Here is a 15,926-nt window from a genome sequence, read left to right on the forward strand (position 1 = left end):
GGGGGCGGCGGCGCGGGTGGTGATGTCCGCGGCGACCGCGCCGGGCAGCCACTCGTCCGGGCGGCGCAGCGCCGTCTGGTCGCTGGCGTTCTGGCACATCGTCAGGACCTCGGCGACCTGGGGCCTGTCCTCCGGGGCCTTGGCCAGGCAGCGGGTGACCAGCTCGCGCAGCTCCTCGGGGAGCCCGTCGAGGTTCGGCTCCTCGTGGACGATCCGGTACAGCACGCCGTGCGAGGTGCCCTCGCCGAACGCGGGGCTGCCCACGGCGGCGTACGCGGCGACCTGGCCGAGCGCGAAGATGTCGGTGGCGGGGGTCACCGTGCTGCCCGCGGCCTGCTCGGGCGCCATGAAGGACGGCGTACCGATGGTGACGCCGCTGCTGGTGAGCGAGGTGGCGTCGGCGGCGCGGGCGATGCCGAAGTCGATGACGCGCGGGCCGTCGGCGGCGAGCAGGACGTTGCCGGGCTTGAGGTCGCGGTGGACGATGCCGGCGCCGTGGATGACCTGGAGGGCCTCGGCGATCCCGGCGACCAGCAGCAGGACGGTGTCGACGGGCAGCGGCCCGTGGTTCTGCACGGCGTCGGCGAGCGAGGGCCCGGGGACGTACGCGGTGGCGAGCCACGGTTCGCGCGCGTCGGTGTCGGCGTCGATGACGGGCGCCGTGTAGAGGCCCTGGACGCGCTGCGCGGACTGCACCTCCTGGGCGAAGCGGCGGCGGAACTCGGCGTCCTGGGCGAAGTCGGGCCTGATCACCTTGATGGCGACGGGCCGGCCGCCCGGTGTGTACGACAGATAGACCTTGCCCATGCCACCGGCGCCCAGCCGGGCGGCCAGCCGGCAGCCGGCGACTGCGCGCGGATCGTCCTCCTCCAACGGCTGGAAGACCGTTCCCCCACGGTTAGGACCACTCATCAACCCATGTCTCCTGAAAAGGATTTCACGCGCGCACAGGACGTACGCCGACGGCGCTTCTGCGCCGGACCCGCACCCTATCCAAGGGGGGTGGCCCGGCTCCACGCGTGAGCGTGTGCGGTATGCACTCCTCATGGAAACCACAGGAGGAGACGCGGGAAAGGCACTCACGGAGCCCGTGATCGCCGGGCTGCTGCTGGCGGCGGGCGGCGGACGGCGGCTCGGCGGGCGGCCGAAGGCGCTTCTGGAGCACCGGGGCCGGCCCCTGGTCGAGCACGCGGTGGGCGTGCTGCGCGCGGGCGGCTGCCGGGTGGTGCACGTGGTGCTGGGCGCCGCGGCCGGCGCCGTACGGGAGCGGGCATCGCTGGAGGGCTGCGTACTGGTCGACAACCCGGACTGGGAGGAGGGCATGGGCTCGTCGCTGCGGGCGGGTCTGGCGTCCCTCGCGGGCACGGGGGCGTCCGCGGCGGTGGTGGCGCTGGTGGACCAGCCGGGCATCGGCGCCGAGGCGGTGGCGCGGGTGGCGGCGGCGTACCGGGGGCCCGGGTCGCTGGCCGCGGCCTCGTACGCGGGGAAGCGCGGCCACCCGGTGCTGCTGGGCGCCGACCGGTGGGCGGAGGTCGCGGCGAGCGCGGAGGGCGACCGGGGCGCGCGCGCCTACCTGCGGGCGCACGAGCGGGAGATCACGCTGGTGCCGTGCGGGGATGTGGCGGAGCCGTACGACATCGACACGGAGGCGGATCTGGCGCACCTTGAGGGGAGGGAGTGAACGCCCCGTGAACGGCGCGGCACCCAGAGCCATGTTGTGTCGACCCAAAGAATCTCGACATCAACAAACCATTGAACTTCCACTATGAGGAAACTAGTATCCACTGATCAGAAGCAGCTGGCAGCCAGAAGGCGCTCGCGACCGCTCCCCAGCTCACGCGGCACTCGGTGCCACTCCGTGCCACCCTGCCTCTCGCCATCGCAAGCCCGCTGAAGGAAGTGACAGCTCATGTCCGCACCAGCGCCGTCTCCGCTGGCCATCGTCGAAGCCGAGCCCCTGCCCCGGCAGGAGGAGGTCCTGACCGACGCCGCCCTGGCCTTCGTGGCGGAGCTGCACCGGCGGTTCACACCGCGGCGTGACGAGCTCCTCGCCCGCCGCGCCGAGCGCCGCGCCGAGATCGCCCGCACCAGCACCCTCGACTTCCTCCCGGAGACCGCACAGATCCGGGAGGACGAGAGCTGGAAGGTCGCACCGGCGCCGGCCGCGCTGAACGACCGCCGGGTGGAGATCACCGGTCCGACCGACCGCAAGATGACCATCAACGCGCTGAACTCGGGCGCGAAGGTCTGGCTCGCCGACTTCGAGGACGCCTCCGCCCCCACGTGGCAGAACGTGATCCTCGGCCAGCTCAACCTGATCGACGCGTACGAGCGCAGGATCGACTTCACCGACGAGCGCACCGGAAAGACGTACGCGCTCCGGCCCGCCGACGAACTGGCCACCGTCGTGATGCGCCCGCGCGGCTGGCACCTGGAGGAGCGCCACCTGCGCTTCGACGGCCGGCCGCTCCCCGGCGCCCTGGTCGACTTCGGCCTGTACTTCTTCCACAACGCGAAGCGGCTGCTCGACCTCGGCAAGGGCCCGTACTTCTACCTCCCGAAGACGGAGTCGCACCTGGAGGCACGCCTCTGGAACGACATCTTCGTCTTCGCGCAGGACTACGTCGGCATCCCGCAGGGCACCGTCCGCGCCACCGTCCTCATCGAGACGATCACGGCGGCGTACGAGATGGAGGAGATCCTCTACGAGCTGCGCGACCACGCGTCCGGGCTCAACGCCGGCCGCTGGGACTACCTCTTCTCCATCGTCAAGAACTTCCGCGACGGCGGCGCCAAGTTCGTCCTCCCGGACCGCAACGCGGTGACGATGACGGCCCCGTTCATGCGGGCCTACACCGAACTCCTCGTCCGCACCTGCCACAAGCGCGGGGCGCACGCGATCGGCGGCATGGCGGCGTTCATCCCGTCCCGGCGCGACGCCGAGGTCAACAAGGTCGCCTTCGAGAAGGTCAAGGCCGACAAGGACCGCGAGGCCGGCGACGGCTTCGACGGCTCGTGGGTCGCCCACCCCGACCTGGTCCCGATCGCGATGGCGTCCTTCGACGCGGTGCTCGGCGACAAGCCGAACCAGAAGGACCGCCTGCGCGAGGACGTCTCGGTGGCGCCCGGCGACCTGATCGCGATCGACTCCCTCGACGCGAAGCCCACCTACGACGGTCTGCGCAACGCCGTCCAGGTCGGCATCCGCTACATCGAGGCGTGGCTGCGCGGCCTGGGCGCGGTGGCCATCTTCAACCTGATGGAGGACGCGGCGACCGCGGAGATCTCCCGCTCGCAGATCTGGCAGTGGATCAACGCGGGCGTCGTCTTCGAGAACGGCGAGACGGCCACCCCGGAGCTGGCCCGCAAGGTCGCCGCCGAGGAACTCGCCGCGATCCGCGCCGAACTGGGCGACGAGGCCTTCGCGGCCGGCCGGTGGCAGCAGGCCCACGACCTGCTCCTGAAGGTCTCCCTGGACGAGAACTACGCGGACTTCCTCACGCTCCCCGCGTACGAACAGCTGATCGGCTGACCGCACAGCAGCCGATCCCCGACCGCCCGCCGCCCCCTGCGCCGCCATGCCGGCGCAGGGGGCGGCGCCGTCACTGCGGCTACCCGGCCGCCGCGTCATCCGCAGCGGCAGTGCTCCGGCAACACCGCGGGTGCGATGGCCCGCATCGTGTCGCGCTCCTCCTCGGGCATGCGGTGCAGTTGCCCCGCCATCACGTCGAAGTGCGGGTGCCGGCGCCACGCCTCGTGGTCACCCACGACGAACAGCCGACGACGCGCGCGGCTCACCGCCACGTTGAGGAGGTTGGGTGCGGAGGCGGCCCACGCCCGGGGGCCGGCCTTGTCGCCTCCGGCCCCCAGGACCAGGAGCACCACATCCGCCTCCTTGCCCTGGGTGGTGTGTACCGTGCCGATTCGGTCGCGCGGTACGGCACGGCAGAGGGTGCGCCCCAGTCCGGCGACCACGTCCCGGAACGGGCTGATGACGAACAGGTCGCGTTCCGGGTCCAGCCCGCGGTCGACCAGACGGTGCACGATCACCTTCGCCACGTCCCCTTCGTCGGGGCACCACTTGCCCAACGGCGCTCTGCCACCGGACACCGGCCACCAGACGCTGCGGCGAGCGACCTCGTACTCGTCCGTCCGGTGCACGCCGTGCACCATCAGTCCGTCGTAGGCGACGCTGTTGCTGATGGTGAACATGGGGTCGTCGCAGCGCCGGTGTACGCGCAAGGGCGAACCGACCCAGACCCGTTCCTCCTGGCCCGGCAGCCAGGTCCCGTACCGGTTCAGCCGGTCCGCGACCCGCTGAGCGGACGTGCGGGAGGGTGCCCATTCCTCGTCCACACCGAACGTCCGCCGCAGCGCCTGCTGGCCGGTGTGCGGCAACGTCACCACGGGCTCGAGCTGGAGCGGATCTCCGACGATGACCGCCCTCCGCGCCCGCCACAGAGCGCCGACCGGCATCTGGGGCGTCGCCTGCCCCGCCTCGTCGATCAGCATCCAGCCGAGGCTTCCCGGCCCCAGCCCGGTGAACATGCGGTCCAGTGACGCGAACGTCGTCGACACGACAGGAAGCGCCAGGAACAGGCTCTGCCAGGCGGCGAGCACCACCTCACCCCTCAGCGTCTTCGGCGCGTCTCCGCAGACGACGTCCATGGCGGCGTCGAGGTTTTTGCGCATGCGGTCCGCGGCGCCTTCCAGGAAAGCGCGGTGCAGGTCCATCGCCGCGATGAAGAGGCGTGTGCGGGCCCGCGTGAACTCCGCGTCGGACCAGGGCGACGACAGCTCCTCCGCGTCCTCCCGCGTACGGCCGGGGAACCCCTGCTCCTCGACTCCCGGGATGTGAGCGCCCCACCGCCGTAGGGCATCCGCGACCATGCCCTCCAGGCGGCTCTGCCGCTGCTGAAGGGTGCGCAGCAGCCCACGCGCCTCGTCCAGCGCCGCTCGCGCCGCGTGCTCGGCCCGTGCCTGGGTCGCGGCCGTACGCTCGTGGTCCTCGTAACGGCGTCGAGCAGATTCCTCGGCGTCTGCCAGGGTCCGGTCCTCCTGCAGCCACTCGCGCTGTGCTGCGCCGAGGGTGAAGATGCCGCTGGCGATGCCCGGCCGCCGCATGTGGTGTTCGGCCCGGTGTGCTGCGGCCGCGTCGAGCAGGCGCCTCGCGGAGTCGCGGTCGGCGGCGGCCTGTCTGACGGGCGCCCGCAGCGTGTCCACGTCCCTCTCGGCCTGTGCCGCACGTCGCTGTGCAGCGTCGACGGAGTCCTGAATGCCGGCGGCTTCGACAAGCGCCTCCCAGATGCGCTGACGCTCGTCCCGCAGTGTCTGGACGGTACGTCGTGCCTGTCGGAACTCCGCGACCGCCTGCCGCCACGCCTCGGGGCCGGGTCGGCGCTCGGCGGCTTCGCGCAGCAGTTCCCGCATGCCGGTGCCGCGTTCCGCCCTCTCCTCGCGCGGTGGCCCGAACCAGTAGGCGGCCCGGAAGTCCGAGCGGTTGCCCTTGTTGCCGAGTCTGGCGGCGACGGCTCCCCAGGCGGGTTCGCCGTCAAGAATGAGACGTCCCTGGACGGGAAAGTAGGCGGTCTGTTCCTGCCATTCCTCGGCAACCGAGTCCAGAGCCGGGATCTCCAGGGACACGTTCTCCACGGCTCCGTTGTTGGCCGAGGCGATCACCATCTCGTGGCCGGTCAGGCTGGGCTTCAAGGCGCGGACCGATCGCTGGTACGCGCCGGTCCGCCAGCGGTACACGGTGCCGGTGAAGGCGTCGTCCGGGGTGGAGAGCTCCGCCAGCCGTTCCGCCCGCTGGACGAGCACGGCCGCGATGAGATCGCGCAGCTGCGTGGTCTTGCCTGTTCCGGGCGGCCCGTTCACCGCGTACAGGCCTTCACCGTCGGCGAGTTCACGCATGATCGCGTTCACGGCGAACTGCTGGCTCCGCACCAGTGGATGCTCGCTCTTTCCAGGCCAACGCCCCAGCGGGAACCGCGCCGGCTCCACTCCCCGCAGCACTGCGGAGGTGTCCTCCTTGACATCGACGCGTGTTGCCGTGCGGAGAGAGACCGTGGCAGTGAGGTAGTCCCGCAGGGCCTTCCCGGGCTCCTCCTGGGCGATCCTCCCGGCAACGAGGCCGAGGTCCGCCGCGATGAAGCTGTTGAGGAAGTCCGAGCCACCCGACCGGCCCGCCTTCCGACGTGACACGGCCCGGCTCTGCACCCGGACGATCTCGGGGCGGAGGTCGTCCGTGACCCCGAACTGGTCGGCGACCCATCGAGTGACCGCGGACAGGTCCCGGACGGTCAGCGGCTTCTCGCCCAGCCTCGGCGGCCCTTCGGCACCGTCGTCCTCCTGCTCTTCGGCCTGTGCCCCGTCATCGGGGTTCGGGGTGCGCGTCGCGCCGGCATCCCGTCGTCCGCGCTGTGAGCCGTCGGTCGCGGCGTCCAGGGCCGCCCTCACCGCCCCTGCCGCGACGTCGCCGAGGCCCGGCCCGAGGGCCGCCGTCGCAGCTCCGCCGACCGCGCCGAGCGCAATCTCGCACAGCAGACCGGCGAAGGGCCGCTGCCGCCGAGTCGGCGCGACCTCCGTGATCTCCAGCTTGCCGTCACCGATGTCGAGGACGACCCGTTCGCACGCCTCGGCCTCGTCCTCGAAGCCGTCGAGCCAGCCCCTCGCGCCGGGGCCCGGCTTTCGGCTGCGGCCCGTGGCCCACGCGCAGGCGGAGAACGTGATCGAGTCCTGTACGAGAAGACCGTCATCCGTGACGTCGAAAGCGAGCAGCGCGGTGTCCCCGTCGAGGCGCCCTTCGTGGTCCTCCTCGCTGCCGCCGAAGACGTCGATGAGGACGTCCCGTACGGCCGAGACGGCGTAGACCCCGCAGTAGACGGTGTGCTGCCACACCATGTTGCGGCCTGGTGGGCGCCGCCGCACGGGATGGCCCGGCTCCCACGGCAGCGGCCGGCCCGCGTCGACGGCGTACATTCCCCTCGCCGGGGCGACCTTGTCCACCTTCTGCGGGCTGAACATCTCCACGGCCCGCCAGTAGCGCACGATGTCGGCCCTACGCTGCCGCTCACTCCGCGCCGCCATCCAGCCCGTCCCCCTCGCGTGGTGTTCTACGAACGATCAACTCAACCAGCAACAACCGGCGTCAGGAAGCGAAATCGGCCACGAACCTGACCGGCTCGTCGAGAACCGTCCCGGCGCCTCCCAGATCGGCGAACCGCGCCGCCAGGGTCGCCTCCGCGAGCCGAGGCGGAAGTGCTTCGGCGAACTTCAGCCCCTTCACCGCGCGGGCGTCGATCTCGGGCAGGCAAAGGTGCCCGGCCGCGTCTGTGACGGCCTCCTTCCACACCTGCGGAGTGAGGCCCTCCCGCAGCCTGATCCAGCAGTCGTTGATCCGCTGCCCCGGCACCGTGACCGTGCCGAGCGACGCGGCGAGCGTGGCATTGGCGCGGTGCCCGGCCCACGTCCACCATCGTGCGTGCCCTCCGCTGTGCAGCGTGATGAGAGTTCCGCCCGGGTGCACCGCATCGATGAAGTGTTCCCTCGCCTCGGCCAGGGACGTGACGGCCCTCTTCGTCAGCTTGACCGGCGGGTCGGTGCCGAGCAGCACCTCCCGTACGGCTCTGGTCAGCTCGAAGGAGGTCGCTCGGAGGAAGCCGAGCCCCGTCCACTTGGCCTTGCCTCCGCTGTCGGTCGGCTCGACGTAGCACCGCTTGCGGCGCCAGTCGATGTACGTGACGAGCCAGCTGCGGCCGGCGAGCAGCAGCTTGCGCGGGCCCTGGATCTCCTCGGTGAGCAGATCGGGATCCGTGCGGCCGATCTCGGCGCGACCGTGGAACACCGTGAACTGCGGAGCGGCGGTGAAGACGGCCGTGAGTCCCATGAAGTGCCGGTGGCCGAAGCGGCGTTCCGCCTCAGGGCCGACGAAGAGCATGCCGCCGTCCTGGTCCAGGTACCCCTGGTCCACGAGATGGCGCAGGACGGGCTCGGCCGGCTCTCCGAAGGGCCCCAGGTCGTTCCACCACTCGCGCCACAGCCGGTCGCCGACGCGGGGTTCCTGCAGACAGAGCGCGAGGAGCTGCTGGGGGACGATATGGCGGGGATCCTGTGGTGCTGCGACCGGCTCGACCCAGCCCCGGGACCACAGCAGCAGCATGCCGGCCGCCGACAGCAGACCGTCCTCGTCCAGCGCCAGGAACAGGCAGTTGCGGGTCGTGCCGGGCCGGCGGCCGGTTCTGCCGAGCCTCTGCAGGAAGGAGGCGACACTGCCCGGGGCGTCGATCTGGATGACCCGGTCGAGGTCTCCGACGTCGATCCCCAGCTCCAGGGTGCTGGTGGAGACGATGACGCAGTCCCTGGCCTCGGCGAAGGCCTGCTCGGCTCGGCGTCGCTCGTCCAGTGAGAGGGACGCGTGTGAGAGGAAGGTGGTGACGCCGCGCAGCCGGAGCTTCTGCCCCAGCTCCTCCACCATGCGCCGCGACTCGCAGAACACCAGCCGCTTCTCACCGCGGTGCAGGGCGGAGATGACGGTGGCGGCGTTGTCCACCGAGCCGACGTAGTCGAGCTGGATGTCGCCTGGCGGCGGTGCCGTGGACGCGGGGTCACGCGCGGACCGGTCGTCCAGGTGCGGCGCGACCACGCGCGCCGCCCGCTTGCCGGCGCCCGAGCCCTGCAGCCAGCGGAGAAGCTCCTCCGGGTTGCCCACGGTGGCCGACAGTCCCACTCGTTGCACGGTGCGGCCGACGGTCTTCTGCAGGCGCTCGAGTACGGCGAGCAGGTGCCAGCCCCGGTCGTCCCCGGCGAAGGCGTGCACTTCGTCCACGACGATGGTCCGCAGGCCGGAGAAGAAGCTCCTGTGGTCGACGTTCGTGCTGACGAGCATCGTCTCCAGGGACTCCGGCGTGGTGAGCAGCACGTCGGGACGGTCGGCGAGGATCCGCTTGCGGTTGCCCGCGGTGACGTCCCCGTGCCAGAGAGCCGCCTGCCTCCGAGCCATCCCGTGTACGTCTCCAGCCGCGGCAGCAGGTTGTTGAGGAGTGCTTCAGCGGGCACACGTAAGCACGGACGTGTTCTGCCATGCCTCCCGGCTCATCCTCGACAGCAGGGGAAACACTGCCGCCTCGGTCTTCCCGCCCGCTGTCGGAGCCAGGGGGATGGCGTCCTCCCCCCCACGGTCAGGGGGGCGACGGCCGCCTCCTGCAACGACCGCAGGCCCTTCCAGCCGAGGGAGTTGACGATGTGGTGGGTGAGGACCGGGTCAAGGTCGTCGATGGCGGTCACGGAAGGTCCAGGGCGATGTCGTCGGCGTCGGCCGCCGCGTTCCGCTCGACCTCGTTGAGTTCGGCGCTGGACACCGTGAGCGCATAGTGCACGCGCCGATCGAACTCCTCGAACTCGTCGACGCGGTCGAGCACGTCCGCGACGAGCTTGCGCAGAAAGAGCCTGGGCGCGCCACCCCGACCTTGCCGCCGAGTCCTCCCGTCACCGCCTGGGCCAGCTCGGCGACGTACGCGTCGTCCACCCGCGCGCTGATCTTTTCCGGGTCGCGGGCAGCCCCCGCGTGCAGGTCGCGGACGCTTCGGCCCAGTTCGCCGAGCCTGGGCAGGTCGAAGCCGGGGAGCCGGAGTTGCACCGCCCGGGGGGGGGAGTCGAAGCGGGGATCGGTGGTGAAGTCGGTGGCCAGGCGCTGAGCGAGCGGAGCCAGTCTCTGGACGCCCTGCTGCCCGTCGTAGAACGCCGGCGTGCCCGTGATCACCAGGAAGAGGCCTGGGAAGCGACCGGTGTCGATCTCGTCCAGCAACTTCAATACCGAGTTCCTGCACGCCTTCCGCTCCCTGGCCGACGAGCTGGGCACGGGGTGGCACAAGGTGCTGCGCGCGGACGCCGCGTTCACGGCGAGCGGCGAACTGAAGCCGGGCCTGCGGTCGTACGTCCAGCGGGTCAACGACCGTCTGGCCGACTACTTCGTCGAGCTCGCCGAGGCGGCGGGACCGAAGTCGGTGCTCTTCGTCCACAACACCGGGCTCCTGGCACGGTACTTCGACGGCGGTGGCCACGACCTGCTGGTCGCCCTCCAGCAGGCGGCGCGACGCCCGGCTCAGACACCGCACGGCCTGTGGTGGCTCTGTCCGATGGAGGACCCCAAGCAGACTCCCTCCCTCGACGGCCGCACGGTCGAGGTCGTCGACCGGGCGACGGAGTGGGCCGTGCTCGACTCCCTTTTCCTGAAGGGACTTCGGCAGGGACGCGCGGCATAGTCGGCAACGTGTGCGTATCGGCTTGTTGATCTCTGGCGTGTCGCGGCGCGCGGACTGATAAGCAGACATCTTCGGGGTGCTCGCCGGACGAGGGTCCCCCGGCGTACTGCTCAGGAGGTCCTCACCACATGCCCAGCCAGCGCCAAACCGTCTCCTCTCGACCGAGCGACCCCGGGCTGGACCGGTTGAAAACCGTGCTGGACGGCTGGCGCAGTTCGTTGATCGACATGGGCGGGCGCAACCGGCTGCTGAACTTCCGCCACACCAAGACAGCGACGCTCGAGCTGACCTCGCCGGAAGCCACCGAACTGCTGAACGGTCTCACGCGCGGCTGGCGGTTCGCCCCAATCGGCGAAGACGACGGCACAGACGGCGACGTACGCCTTTCCCAAGGGCCCACAGGCCCAGGGCTCGTGACGCAGAAGACCAGCCAGCCGGCGCTCAACGCCTCCCTCTACCACCTGCGCCAGAAGTCAGCTCAGACCTTCAACGACTATGGCCTGTGGGTGCTGTGGCTGGGCGTCGGCATGCTGGACTGGCGGGAGGAGGGCGCGTACGAGGCCAGCTCGGCGCCCTTGCTCCTCGTACCGGTCGAGCTGCGCAGGGACAGCGACCGGCGCTACCGCCTGCATCGGGCCGAGAACCAGGACTCCATGCACAACCCCGCCCTCGCGGTGAAGCTGGAACGACTGGGTGTGGACTGGAGCGCCGTCACCGACACGGACGTCTCCAGCGTGGCCGAGGTCGTGTCCGCCGCACGCGCGGTCGCGGTCAAGCAGAAGGGCTGGGCGGTCGAGGAGCGGACAGTCCTCGGCCTGTTCGCCTCCCACCGGGAGGCCATGTACCAGGATCTCCAGCAGAACGAAGAACGGATCCTGAGCCATCCACTGGTCAGGGCCGTCGCCCTCGGGCCCGACGCCGGTCTGCCCGACGATGTCATCGGCTTCGAGCCCCCGGACCCGGACCGCATCGACAAGATCCAGGCGCCCGAGACGACGCCTCTGGTCCTGGATGCCGACGCGTCGCAGCGACAGTGTGTGAGCGCCGCCCTCGACGGACGCTCCTTCGTGATGAGCGGCCCGCCCGGCACCGGTAAGAGCCAGACCATCACCAACATGATCGCCGCGCTGATGCACGCCGGGCGCACCGTGCTCTTCGTCAGTGAGAAGGCCGCCGCGCTCGATGTCGTACGCAACCGGCTCCGCGGTGTCGGGCTCGGCGACTTCGTCATGGCGCTCCACAGTGGTGACACGAGCAAGAAGGCCGTCGCCGAGGAACTGAACAGGGTCCTCACCACCGAGGCCCGTGTCACCGGAGCCGCCGAGCACGAACTGGAGCAGGCCCGCAGGCTCCGCAAGCAACTCTCCGCCTACGCAGCCGCCATGAACCAGACGCGGGACCCGCTCGGGCGCTCCCTGCACGACGTCCTGGGGCGCCTGATCCAGTTGGAGCGAGCCGACACGCCCGTGCTGCCGCTGGCGGCGCAGCACGCGCAGGCGGTACGCGAACTGAGCGCCGGGGCCCTGCAGAACGTCATCACGGCGGCCAGGTCGATCAGCCGCGCCTGGCGCCCCGCGGCCGAAGGGGACGCCTTCGTATGGCGGGGGCTGACCGGAACCGCCCCGCAGCAGGTGCTGGCCGAAGCAGCGGACGCCCTCGCCGGCGTACGGACCGCGATCGGGCGCCGCCCCTTCGCCGCAGCGCAGGACGAGCCGCCGACGGCCCGGGCCCTTCAGCAGACCGTACGGTCCCTCGGCTACCGGCTCCCGCAGACGGACACCCCGCAGGACGCCGCCCTGCCGGAGGACGTCTCGGCGTGGGTGAAGCAGCTCGCAGACCTCCTCGGCATGCCGTACGGGGAAGACCCGGAGGCGGCGTTCGTCCTCTGCGAACTCACCGACCTGGCGCGCGAGGCCCACCGCCCTCCGCGATCCTGGTTCGCCGCCGACACGTTGGGCCGGGCGCACGAGGCGGCAGCGGAGCTGCGGGCGGCGCTGACAGCCCAGACGGAAGCCCGCGAGGCCGCCGAGGACGTGTTCGGCGAGCAGGTCCTGGCAGCGGAAGACCTCCCCGGGCTGGTCAGCCGATTCAAGGACCACGGCCTGTTGGCCCGCCTGACCGCTCAGTACAGGGCCGACCGCAAGGCCGCGGCGACCCTCACCCACTCCGGCACCTGGAACAAGGCGCTCCCCACGCGCCTCCAGCACGCCCTGACCTGGCAGCAGGCAGCCGCGGAGGTGAAGCGCCTCGCGGACGACCACGCCGAGCTCCTGGCGCCGTACACCCCAAGGAGCGCGGAAGACCTGCGGTCCCTCGAACAGGCGCTGTCGACGGCCGACCGCATCGCGCAGCTGTCCCCCGCCGCCGCACAGCGCGCAGGGCTGGCCGACCACCTCGCCGCCGACGCGGACCCGGACGAGCTGGCGACGACGCTGGCCGAGAACGTACGCCGCTCGACCGGCGACTGGTGCGCCATCGCCGGCCGACGATTGGACCGTTGGTCCGACGCCGCCGCCGCGCTGCTGGACCTGTTCGACACGTCACGGAAGGCCCAGCTCTCCGCCTCGCTCCTCGGCACGTTCGAGCAGGCCCAGGAGGTGCTGGACTCCCTGCTCGCCGACCCACAGGGCCCCGAGGAGTGGCAGACCTACCGCGACGGCCTCGCCGTCCTGTCCCGCCACGGCGCCGCCTACATCGTCGCGGGCGCGGCCGAACGCGGCACCGACCCCGAGCGGCTCCCGGACGTTACCGAGCAGGCACTGCTCCGCTCATGGGCCGACGACATCCTCGCCACCGACAAGCGCCTGCGCACGACCCGCTCCGAGGACCTCGACGCGCGTGTCGCGGACTTCCAGGAGGCCGACCGCAATCTGATCGAGGCGGCGGGGCGCGCGGTGATCGAAGCGTGCAACAAGCGCCGTCCCCGCAGCTTCGTGGGCGGAGCCGGAGCCGTGATCACCAGGGAGGCCGTGAAGAAGACCCGCCACATGCCTGTGCGGCAACTCCTCGGCAGGACCCGTGAGGTCGTCCACGCGATCAAGCCCTGCTTCATGATGAGCCCCCTCACGGTCAGCCAGTTCCTCCCGGCGGACTTCCACTTCGACGTCGTCATCTTCGACGAGGCCTCCCAGGTCCGACCCAGCGACGCCGTCAACTGCATCTACCGGGGCCGCAGCGTGGTCGTCGCCGGCGACGACAAGCAGCTGCCGCCCACCTCGTTCTTCGACGCGTCCGTCGAGGACGATACCGACGAGTACGCGGAGGACGTCCCGGACTCCTTCGAGTCGCTGCTGCACGCCTGCAAGGCCGGTGCCATGCGGGAGCTGCCGCTGCGCTGGCACTACCGCAGCCGCCACGAGAACCTGATCACCTTCAGCAACCGCTCGTTCTACGACAACTCGATGGTCACCTTCCCCGGCGCGCTGGAGGAGGGCAACGACGTGGGCGTCGCCTTCTTCCGCGCCGACGGCGTGTACGACAAGGGCGGCCGCCGCGACAACCGCCTGGAAGCGGAGTACGTCGCCCAGCGCGTCCTCCACCACTTCGACACTCGCCCCGGTCTCACCCTCGGTGTCGTCGCCCTCTCCCAGGCGCAGGCAGCGGCGATCGACCAGGCCGTGCAGCAGGCCCGGATCCGACGCCCGGACCTGGACCACTGCTTCAGTGAGGACCGACTCGACGGCTTCTTCGTCAAGAACCTGGAGTCAGTACAGGGCGACGAACGAGACGTCATGATCATGTCCGTCGGATACGGCCCCGACGAGCACGGCACCCTCGGCCTCAACTTCGGCCCGATCAACAAGGCGGGCGGCTGGCGCCGCCTCAATGTCGCCGTCACCCGCGCCCGCCACCGCATGGAGGTGGTGGCCTCCTTCCGCGGCACACAGCTGAAGGACAGCCCGAACGAGAGCGTCCAGCACCTCAAGCGGTACCTGGAATACGCGGAGAACGGCCCCGCCGTCCTCGCCAGGGACGTGACACAGGGCGACGCCGAGCCGGACAGCCCCTTCGAGGAGTCCGTGCTGGCGGTGCTCCGCGACTGGGGCTACACGGTCCAGCCGCAGGTCGGCGTCGCCGGCTACCGCATCGACCTCGGCGTACGCCACCCCGAGCTGCCCGGCGCGTACGCCCTCGGCATCGAGTGCGACGGCGCGATGTACCACTCCTCCAAGGCGGCCCGCGACCGCGACCGGCTGCGGGAGCAGGTCCTGGTCGGACTGGGCTGGCGGCTGCACCGCATCTGGGGCACGGACTGGTACCGGGGCCGTGCGGCGGCGGAACTGCGGCTGAAGGAGGCGGTGGAGCAGGCGATCGCGATGGGCCCGCTGGGACCGGCTCCGGTCACGCCGCCGCGTGAGCCGGTCGCTGTCGACACCAGGGAGCCGGAGCCGACGACGGCCATGATCCCTGCCGCCCGCACGTCGACGGAGATCGAGTACGAGCGGGTCCCGGTGGACACGACGACGCAGCGGCAGTGGGCCGCCCCGTACCGCACGAGCCCGGTCGAGGTGCGACCGAGTCACGAACTCCACACGGCGGAGGCACGCCCGGCCCTGCGAAAGGCCCTGCAACAGATCATCGAGACGGAGGGTCCCATCCACGAGGACCTGCTCATTCAGCGGGCCCGCGAGGCCTGGGGCGTGACGAGGGCGGGCAACCGCATCCGCGACAACGTACGGGCGGTGGCCGAGGCCCTGGCCCGTACGGGGAAGTTCTCCCTCAACGGCGGTTTCTACGACGTGGCGCAGCGCGCGGTGGGGCGGGCCCGACACCCGCAGGACGGGGACAAGCCCCGAACGGTGATCCAGATTGCCCCCGCGGAGCGACGACGGGCACTGTACGAGCTTGCTCTGGAATGCCCTGGTATGTCGGAGGACGAGCTGATCAAGCAGGCGTGCGACTTCTTCGGCTGGAAGCGGCGGGGCCACGAGATCCGTGGCTACCTGGAGACCGACATCGCGGAGCTGCTGGGCCGAGGCAGGCTGCAGGGCGACCCGGACCGCATCAGCGCGGTGCCGAAGGATGCGGGCGATCGGTCCGGCCACAGTCGCTGAGCTGCCAGGATGGACGGTAGGTAGGTGGGTGGGTACGGGATGGGTTCCGGGTTACGGAGAGAGGGCGCACAGGTGGACAAGGCCGCACTGCTGAAGGACCTGCGCAAGCGGTCACCACCCTGGAGGACGACCTCCGGGCGCGCACCGAGTCGGTCGACGAGTGCCGCGCCGACCTGGAGAGCGAGTACGAGGCGGCCCGCCAAGCGAACCGTACGGCCGCCACGTACGGTGCGTGGCACGACGAACGGGTCACGCAGGCCGCGGCGGCCTGGATCCTGGCGACGGTGTTCGTCCGCTTCTGCGAGGACAACGAACTGATCGAGGACCCGTACATCGCGGGCCCGGACGAGCGCCTCGCGGACGCGGAGGACCGCCAGGCGGCGTTCTTCCGCGAGCACCCGGAACTGAACGACCGAGACTGTCTGATCGCGTCCTTCGACGCGCTCGCGCCCACGCACAAGGCGGTCGCGGGGTTGTTCGACCCCACCACAACGCCCTGTGGGAGCTGACCCCGTCGTACGAGGCGGCGACTGCCCTACTCGGATTCTGGCGCACCCGGGGCGCGAACGGCGAGATCGTCCACGACTTCACGGACGAGGACCTGGACACG

General features: G+C 71.0%; 7 protein-coding genes and 2 pseudogenes. 5 read left to right on the forward strand and 4 right to left on the reverse strand.

Going from position 1 to position 15,926, the window contains the following annotated elements:
• Positions 1 to 912: serine/threonine-protein kinase (locus HTZ82_RS11090; protein WP_175409171.1), on the reverse strand; the 912-nt coding region annotated here is incomplete at its 3' end.
• A gap of 133 nt (positions 913 to 1,045) precedes the next feature.
• Here HTZ82_RS11090 and HTZ82_RS11095 point away from each other — a divergent pair.
• Positions 1,046 to 1,681, forward strand: a complete 636-nt coding sequence (locus HTZ82_RS11095) for an NTP transferase domain-containing protein (RefSeq protein WP_175409172.1) — start codon at positions 1,046 to 1,048, stop codon at positions 1,679 to 1,681.
• Positions 1,682 to 1,909: 228 nt separating this feature from the next.
• Positions 1,910 to 3,532, forward strand: a complete 1,623-nt coding sequence (gene aceB, locus HTZ82_RS11100; protein WP_175409173.1) for a malate synthase A — start codon at positions 1,910 to 1,912, stop codon at positions 3,530 to 3,532.
• Between the two features lie 95 nt (positions 3,533 to 3,627).
• Here aceB and HTZ82_RS11105 read toward each other — a convergent pair whose 3' ends face one another.
• The 3 genes and pseudogenes from HTZ82_RS11105 to HTZ82_RS11115 form a co-directional block, all read right to left on the reverse strand.
• Positions 3,628 to 7,089 carry a DEAD/DEAH box helicase gene (locus HTZ82_RS11105; protein ID WP_175409174.1) on the reverse strand — a complete coding sequence of 1,154 codons (3,462 nt, stop codon included), beginning with the start codon at positions 7,087 to 7,089 and terminating at the stop codon, positions 3,628 to 3,630.
• 61 nt (positions 7,090 to 7,150) lie between these two features.
• Positions 7,151 to 9,285, reverse strand: a pseudogene (locus HTZ82_RS11110) (DEAD/DEAH box helicase).
• A pseudogene (locus HTZ82_RS11115) lies at positions 9,282 to 9,850 on the reverse strand (BREX system ATP-binding domain-containing protein); the annotation flags it as partial. The pseudogenes HTZ82_RS11115 and HTZ82_RS11110, both read right to left, overlap by 4 nt.
• Here HTZ82_RS11115 and HTZ82_RS11120 point away from each other — a divergent pair.
• The 3 genes from HTZ82_RS11120 (at position 9,786) to HTZ82_RS11130 (ending at position 15,825) form a co-directional block, all read left to right on the forward strand.
• On the forward strand, positions 9,786 to 10,262 hold the full coding sequence (locus HTZ82_RS11120) for a hypothetical protein (protein WP_175409170.1): 477 nt from the start codon (positions 9,786 to 9,788) through the stop codon (positions 10,260 to 10,262). The pseudogene HTZ82_RS11115 and the gene HTZ82_RS11120 sit on opposite strands and share 65 nt — an antisense overlap.
• Before the next feature lie 128 nt (positions 10,263 to 10,390).
• On the forward strand, positions 10,391 to 15,316 hold the full coding sequence (locus tag HTZ82_RS11125; RefSeq protein WP_175409175.1) for a DUF3320 domain-containing protein: 4,926 nt from the start codon (positions 10,391 to 10,393) through the stop codon (positions 15,314 to 15,316).
• Positions 15,317 to 15,600: 284 nt separating this feature from the next.
• Positions 15,601 to 15,825, forward strand: a complete 225-nt coding sequence (locus HTZ82_RS11130) for a hypothetical protein (protein ID WP_175409176.1) — start codon at positions 15,601 to 15,603, stop codon at positions 15,823 to 15,825.
• Positions 15,826 to 15,926 lie beyond the last annotated feature (101 nt).

The sequence above is a fragment of the Streptomyces sp. TRM64462 genome, from assembly GCF_013362995.1.
Classification (GTDB): domain Bacteria; phylum Actinomycetota; class Actinomycetes; order Streptomycetales; family Streptomycetaceae; genus Streptomyces.